The organism is Pseudomonas sp. NY15372, from assembly GCF_048068215.1.
GTDB lineage: Bacteria > Pseudomonadota > Gammaproteobacteria > Pseudomonadales > Pseudomonadaceae > Aquipseudomonas > Aquipseudomonas guariconensis_A.
The window spans coordinates 99,256-106,443 of record NZ_JBLUPY010000014.1; the positions used below are offsets into that span (position 1 = coordinate 99,256).

Below are 7,188 nucleotides of genomic sequence, written 5' to 3' on the forward strand. Positions count from 1 at the left end.
GCTTAAATTTCAGCGGCCAGTTTGTTAACCAGCTCCGCATGCGCGTTTTGATCGATTGTGGCGCCAAGGATCTTTTCAGCACCGCCAACGGCCAGGGCACCCACTTGGGCACGCAGGGCGTCTTTGACGCTGTTGAGTTCCTGTTCGATCTCGGCTTGAGCCTGAGCCTTCACACGGTCAGCTTCGACGCGAGCCTGTTCACGGGCTTCCTCGACAAGCTGAGCAGCGCGTTTCTTGCTTTGCTCAATGATTTCGGCTGCCTGTGCCTTTGCTTCACGCAGTTGCTGACCCGCTTTCTCTTGGGCCAGCTCCAGGTCGCGAGCTGCGCGGTTGGCAGCGTCCAAGCCGTCGGCAATCTTCTTTTGGCGCTCTTGCAGGGCAGTGATGACCGGAGGCCATACGTACTTCATGCAGAAGAGCACAAAAATCAGGAAAGCAACGGATTGGCCAATCAGGGTTGCATTAATGTTCACGCCAACACCTCGCTCGGTCTTTGTCCATCACACCAATCAACTCGTAGGAACGAGTGATTAGCCGGCGATCTGACCAACGAAGGGGTTCGCGAAGGTGAAGAACAGAGCGATACCAACACCGATCATGGTTACGGCGTCGAGCAGACCGGCGACGATGAACATCTTGACCTGCAGCATCGGAACCATCTCAGGCTGACGAGCAGCGCCTTCCAGGAACTTGCCGCCCAGCAGGCCGAAACCAATGGCGGTACCCAGAGCACCCAGGCCGATCAGCAGAGCAACAGCGATAGCGGTCAGACCAACTACAGTTTCCATCTTTCCTCCCGACTTTTACGTCGTATTGGTTAGGTTTTTAGTTTGAAGCGGTAAAACAAATCGTTTGGTACAGCTGCCCTTGCGGACGTTTTTGGCCTTCCCCCCAAACAGGCGGAGAAGGCTATCAGACACGCGAGGCGGTCTTAATGGTTATCTTCGTGAGCCATCGACAGGTAGACGATGGTAAGCATCATGAAGATGAAGGCTTGCAGGGTGATGATCAGGATGTGGAACACAGCCCACGCCCACTGCAGCACCACACCCAGGCCGCTGAGCCACAGGATGCCGGCGCCGAACATCACGGCGATCAGGATGAACACCAGCTCGCCGGCGTACATGTTGCCGAACAGACGCAGTGCCAGGGAGATCGGCTTGGCGATCAGGGTGACGAATTCGAGCAGGAAGTTCACCGGGATCAGCAGGATCTGCACGAAGATGTTCTTGCTGCCGAACGGGTGCAGGGTCAGCTCACCGATGAAACCGCCCAGGCCCTTGACCTTGATGCTGTAGAAGATGATCAGCGCGAACACGCAGAAGGCCATGGCCAGGGTCGCGTTCGGGTCGGTGGTCGATACGGCACGGAACGGAATGTGCGGGTCGCCGGAGATCAGGATGGCCAGCTGCGGGATCCAGTCGACCGGTACCAGGTCGATGGCGTTCATCAGGAACACCCAGACGAAGATGGTCAGCGCCAGCGGGGCGATCACCGGGCTACGGCCGTGGAAGGAGTCCTTCACGCTGCCGTTGACGAAGTCCACCAGCACTTCGACGAAGTTCTGCAGGCCGCCAGGCTGGCCGGAAGTCGCCTTCTTGGCCGCCATGCGGAAGATGAACAGGAAGATCAGACCCAGCGCGACGGACCAACCCAGGGTGTCCAGGTGGAACGCCCAGAAGCCCATTGCCTTGGCTTCTGCAGCCGAATGGGCGAAGCCCCAGCTGCCGTCTGGTAGTTGACCGTAGGTCAGGTTCTGCAAGTGGTGCTGGATATAGCCCGAAGCGGTTTCTGCTGCCATGGTTGCCTCAAACGCCCTAAGGTCTCGAAAGTCTTTTATTCATCAGCAGGGGCGCGAACCAGCTGACCAGTAGGGTCAGCAGGAAGACGCCGAATACTGCTAGCGGCGCCAATGGCTTCACTCCTGCGAAGGTCAGTGCAAAAAGCACTGCCGTCAAAATCAATTTGCCTGCCTCGCCCGCGTAGAACGACTTGACGATGGCCTGCGCTGCCCTGGCCCCGCTATAGCGAAATGCCTTCCAGGCGAAATACACATTGGGCAGCCAGGCGATCAAACCTCCGCAGAGACCTGAATAACCGCTGACCGCGCCTTGCCACTGCCACAACACCAGAGTTGCCAGCAGAAACACGATACATTGAGCCAGCAGCACCGGAAAAACCGCCCAGCGATGGAAAGGCAAGCGGTTTGGCGTGCGGATTTCCATCACAACTGCTCCTCGAAAGTCGACCGTCAAGTCAGCAATGACTTGGCATAATTTGTGCCGACAAAATGCGCGCAGAGTATAGGGGTGGTTTAACCCCTATTCAACTCTTCGTAGTGATTTCCGACTGCGCGCTACAACGGGAATTGTTTCAGCGGATGTGAGCAAGCACGCCTTGCAACTCATCAAGGGAGTTGTAGCGAATTACAAGTTGGCCCTTGCCCTTGTTCCCGTGGCGTATCTGCACCGCCGAGCCCAGGCGCTCTGCCAGACGCTGTTCGAGGCGTGCGATATCCGGATCAGGTTTGGCCTGTTCGACCGGATCAGATTTGCCATTGAGCCACTGGCGCACCAGCGCTTCGGTTTGCCGTACGGTGAGGCCACGTGCGACAACATGCCGCGCCCCCTCTTCCTGGCGATCTTCCTCCAGCCCAAGCAGTGCACGGGCATGGCCCATCTCCAGGTCACCATGGGCGAGCATGGTCTTGATCGCTTCAGGCAGCGAGATCAGGCGCAGCAAGTTGGCCACGGTCACCCGCGACTTGCCCACGGCATCGGCGACCTGCTGTTGGGTCAGTTCGAACTCCTGCTGCAGGCGCTGCAACGCCAGGGCCTCTTCCAGAGGGTTGAGGTCCTCGCGCTGGATGTTTTCGATCAGCGCCATGGCGATGGCCGCTTCGTCGGGCACTTCGCGGACCATGGCCGGGATCGTGTCCAGGCCAGCCTGCTGGGTGGCACGCCAGCGGCGCTCACCGGCAATGATCTCGTAGCGGTTCTCGCCAATCGGGCGCACCACGATCGGTTGCATCACGCCCTGGTTGCGAATCGAGTGCGCCAGTTCTTCCAGCGCTTCGGGGTCCATGTCACGACGTGGCTGGTACTTGCCACGCTGGATCAGCTCGACCGGCAGGTGTTGCAGTTCCTTCTGGTCGACCTTCACAGCCTGCTCTTCGAGCGTGCTGACGGAGGGACCACTGAGCAGTGCATCCAACCCACGTCCGAGACCCCGTTTCTTAACGGCCATGCGGATTCCTTAAGTTGTTTGTGCAGTGCGTGATTGACGGCGTTGGCGGCGAACCAGTTCCCCGGCCAGGGCCAGGTAGGCCAGCGCGCCACGCGATTGCTTGTCGTACGCCAGGGCCGGCATGCCGAAGCTCGGCGCCTCGGCCAGGCGGATGTTGCGCGGAATGACCGTGTCGTACAACTGGCTGCCGAAATGTTCCTTGAGCTGGGCCGAAACATCGTTGTTCAGGCTCAGGCGCGGGTCGTACATGGTTCGCAGCAGGCCCTCGATCTTCAGCTCCGGGTTCAGGCGGGCGGCGATGCGCTTGATGTTATCCACAAGGTCGCTGAGACCTTCCAGTGCGTAGTACTCGCACTGCATCGGGATGATCACGCCATCGGAGGCGACCAGGGCATTGAGGGTCAGCATCGACAGCGAAGGTGGGCAGTCGATGAGGATGAAATCGTAGTTGTCGCGGATCGGCGCCAACGCATTGCGCAGGCGGCTTTCCTTCATCTGCATCTCCAGCAGCACCACTTCCGCGGCGGTCAGGTCGCGGTTGGCCGGCAACAGCTGGAAACCGCCGTGCTCGGAGAAATGCATCGCCTGGGCCAGGTCACACTCCCCGATCAGCAGGTCATAGACCGAATGCTCGAGTTCATGCTTGTCCACACCGCTGCCCATGGTGGCGTTGCCCTGCGGATCGAGGTCGATCAGCAGCACGCGGCGCTTGGTCGCGGCCAGCGATGCGGCGAGATTGATACAGGTGGTGGTCTTGCCCACACCACCCTTCTGGTTCGCGATTGCGAATACCTTAGCCATTGTTGCGTGTGTTCCCAGTCATGCCTTGCGGCGCAGTATCAGCAGATGGCGCTGGCCCTGGCAACCCGGAACGGTCAGGGCCTGCTCGCTTTCCACTGTGAAGTCTGCGGGCAATGCTACCAGTTCATCGGCAGGATGCAGCCCCTTCATTGCAAGCCATTGCGTCCGCGCGTCGCCCAGGTGGCGTGTCCAATTGGTGAAATTTTCCATGCTGCTGAAGGCCCGGGAGATGATGCCGCAGAACGGCTGCGGGGGCTGGAATGCCTCGACCCGGCTGTGGATAACCTCGAGGTTGTCCAGCTTCAGCTCCATTTTCACCTGGGTGAGGAAGCGGGTTTTCTTGCCGTTGCTGTCGAGCAGCGTCACCTGCTTGTGCGGATGCAGGATGGCCAGCGGGATGCCGGGCATGCCGCCACCGCTGCCGACGTCGAGCCAGCGCTGCGTGTCGCTGTGGATAAACGACATCACGCTCAGGCTGTCGAGCAGGTGGCGCGACACCATCTCGTCGGGGTCGCGCACGGCGGTGAGGTTGTAGGCCTTGTTCCATTTGATCAGCAGGGCCAGGTAACCCAGCAGTTGCTCGTGCTGCTGCGGGCTAAGCTCGACACCGAGCTGGCGCGCACCTGTGGACAACTCTTCTGCGTGTTGCGGGGTGACCAGGGAACTCAAGCGCTTTGCTCCAATTCGCGGCCGGCGCCGCGTTTTTTCAGATGAATCAGCAGCAGGGAAATCGCCGCCGGGGTCACACCTGGGATGCGCGATGCCTGGCCCAGGGTTTGCGGACGGGTCTGGCCGAGCTTGCTCTGGATTTCCTTGGACAAGCCGGAGATCGAGGTGTAGTCGATATCCACAGGCAGACGGGTATCTTCACTGGCACGCAGGCGGGCAATCTCTTCCTGCTGGCGATCGATGTAGCCGGCGTACTTGGTCTTGATCTCGACTTGTTCGGCCACCTGTGGATCGATTTGTTCCCCGCCGGTCACCTCGACCAGCCCGGCGTAGTCGATTTCCGGCCGGGCCAGCAGATTGAGCAGGCTGTATTCGTGGCTCAGCGGCGTGCCGAACTTATCCACAATGGCCTGGCCTTGTTCGGTGTTCGGGCGCACCCAGGTCGACTTCAAGCGCTGTTCCTCACGCTCGATACCCTCGCGCTTGGCGCAGAAGGCCGCCCAGCGCGCGTCGTCGATCAGCCCAAGCTCGCGACCTTTCTCGGTCAGGCGCAGGTCGGCGTTGTCCTCGCGCAGGATCAGCCGGTATTCGGCGCGCGACGTGAACATGCGGTACGGCTCCTGGGTACCGAGGGTAATCAGGTCATCGACCAACACGCCGATGTACGCCTCGTCACGGCGTGGGCACCAGCTTTCGCGGCCCTGGGCGCGCAATGCGGCGTTGGTACCGGCCAGCAGGCCCTGGGCGCCGGCTTCTTCGTAACCGGTGGTGCCGTTGATCTGCCCGGCGAAGAACAGGCCGCCGATGACCTTGGTCTCGAGGCTGTACTTGAGGTCACGCGGGTCGAAGTAGTCGTACTCGATGGCGTAGCCCGGGCGCACGATATGGGCGTTTTCCATACCGCGGATCGAACGTACCAGTTCGAGCTGCACATCGAACGGCAGCGACGTGGAAATACCGTTGGGGTACAGCTCGTGGGTGGTCAGGCCTTCAGGCTCGATGAACACCTGGTGGCTTTCCTTGTCGGCGAAGCGATGGATCTTGTCTTCGATCGACGGGCAGTAGCGCGGCCCGACGCCTTCGATCACGCCCGAGTACATGGGCGAGCGGTCGAGGTTCGAGGCAATGATCTCGTGGGTGCGCGCATTGGTATGAGTGATCCAGCAGCTCACTTGGCGTGGGTGCATCTGCGCATTGCCCATGAACGACATCACCGGGATCGGCGTATCGCCCGGCTGCTCGGTCATGACCGAGAAGTCCACCGATCGCCCGTCGATACGGGGCGGGGTACCGGTTTTCAGGCGGCCGACGCGCAGCGGGAGTTCACGCATGCGGTGGGCCAGGGCGATCGAAGGCGGATCGCCGGCACGCCCGCCGGAATGGTTCTGCAAGCCAATGTGGATAAGTCCACCGAGGAAGGTGCCAGTGGTCAGTACCACGGAATCGGCGAAGAAACGCAGGCCCATCTGGGTGACCACGCCCTTGACCTGGTCCTGCTCGACGATCAGGTCGTCACAGGACTGCTGGAATATCCACAGGTTCGGCTGGTTTTCCAGGATCTCGCGGACCACGGCCTTGTAGAGGGCGCGGTCTGCCTGTGCACGGGTGGCACGCACGGCCGGGCCCTTGCGGTTGTTAAGGATGCGGAACTGGATGCCGCTCTTGTCGGTGGCCAACGCCATCGCGCCGCCGAGCGCATCGATTTCCTTGACCAGATGGCTCTTGCCGATACCACCGATGGCCGGGTTGCAGCTCATGTGACCGAGGGTTTCCACGTTATGGGTCAGCAGCAGGGTTTTCACACCCATGCGTGCGGACGCAAGCGCAGCCTCGGTACCGGCATGGCCGCCGCCGATGACGATCACTTCAAAACGGGAAGGGAAATCCACCACGCACCTCGTGCCTGTTTTGCGAATAGAGAAGGTAAGCGGACAAGTATAGGGACTTCAGCCCGCTTAAAGAAACCTTTTGCGCAAATTTTGACCAGGCTGTGGATGAGTGGCGGGCAAAAGAAAACAAAGAGGAAAAATTTAAAAAAGCTTTGTTTTTATGTTTATTCTTAGGCAGCCATCCACATGTGGATAACTCATTACAGCCCAGTATTGGCGATACATCCAGCGATTCATAACCCTGTGTCGGACAGGGGTTGAGGGCTCTGGATAACGGCGTTTAACCTGTGGATTAAAGTAATGGTTACCCACAGGCGTGTTTGTCCTCAACAAAAAAGGCCGGTTATCAACGGGGCCTATGGCGAGTTTTCCACAGAGCTCCTGTAGCTACCTTCATGCCTGTGAATGATTTCTGAGCTGGACCTGCAGGCACACGCGTGGGCGAAACCGCTCTCCGATGGCCAGATTCCAGGATCGAGTAGGAGACGGGCTCTCACCCGTCGTCCTCTCACACCACCGTGCGTACGGTTCCGTACACGGCGGTTCAGGTTATGCGGCTAAGCCTGTTGATCGTATCGAGTAT

Annotated in this window: 8 protein-coding genes; all 8 read right to left on the bottom strand. The window is 59.8% G+C overall.

Going from position 1 to position 7,188, the window contains the following annotated elements:
• Positions 1-2: 2 nt before the first annotated feature.
• On the bottom strand, positions 3-473 hold the full coding sequence (locus ACNFG0_RS13000; protein WP_023383136.1) for a F0F1 ATP synthase subunit B: 471 nt from the start codon (positions 471-473) through the stop codon (positions 3-5).
• A 57-nt stretch (positions 474-530) separates the two neighbouring features.
• A complete protein-coding gene (gene atpE, locus ACNFG0_RS13005) occupies positions 531-788 on the bottom strand; it encodes a F0F1 ATP synthase subunit C (RefSeq protein ID WP_003097235.1) in 258 nt (85 codons plus the stop codon).
• Between the two features lie 143 nt (positions 789-931).
• A complete protein-coding gene (atpB, locus tag ACNFG0_RS13010) occupies positions 932-1,801 on the bottom strand; it encodes a F0F1 ATP synthase subunit A (RefSeq protein ID WP_023383137.1) in 870 nt (289 codons plus the stop codon).
• A 16-nt stretch (positions 1,802-1,817) separates the two neighbouring features.
• Entirely contained in the window at positions 1,818-2,225 is a 408-nt protein-coding gene (locus tag ACNFG0_RS13015) for a F0F1 ATP synthase subunit I (protein WP_084855261.1), read from the bottom strand.
• Between the two features lie 148 nt (positions 2,226-2,373).
• On the bottom strand, positions 2,374-3,246 hold the full coding sequence (locus ACNFG0_RS13020) for a ParB/RepB/Spo0J family partition protein (RefSeq protein WP_084855260.1): 873 nt from the start codon (positions 3,244-3,246) through the stop codon (positions 2,374-2,376).
• A 9-nt stretch (positions 3,247-3,255) separates the two neighbouring features.
• Entirely contained in the window at positions 3,256-4,047 is a 792-nt protein-coding gene (locus ACNFG0_RS13025; RefSeq protein ID WP_084855259.1) for a ParA family protein, read from the bottom strand.
• Between the two features lie 18 nt (positions 4,048-4,065).
• Entirely contained in the window at positions 4,066-4,716 is a 651-nt protein-coding gene (gene rsmG, locus ACNFG0_RS13030; protein WP_084855258.1) for a 16S rRNA (guanine(527)-N(7))-methyltransferase RsmG, read from the bottom strand.
• Positions 4,713-6,605 carry a tRNA uridine-5-carboxymethylaminomethyl(34) synthesis enzyme MnmG gene (mnmG, locus tag ACNFG0_RS13035; protein ID WP_196154724.1) on the bottom strand — a complete coding sequence of 631 codons (1,893 nt, stop codon included), beginning with the start codon at positions 6,603-6,605 and terminating at the stop codon, positions 4,713-4,715. Before mnmG ends, rsmG begins: the two co-directional genes overlap by 4 nt.
• Positions 6,606-7,188 lie beyond the last annotated feature (583 nt).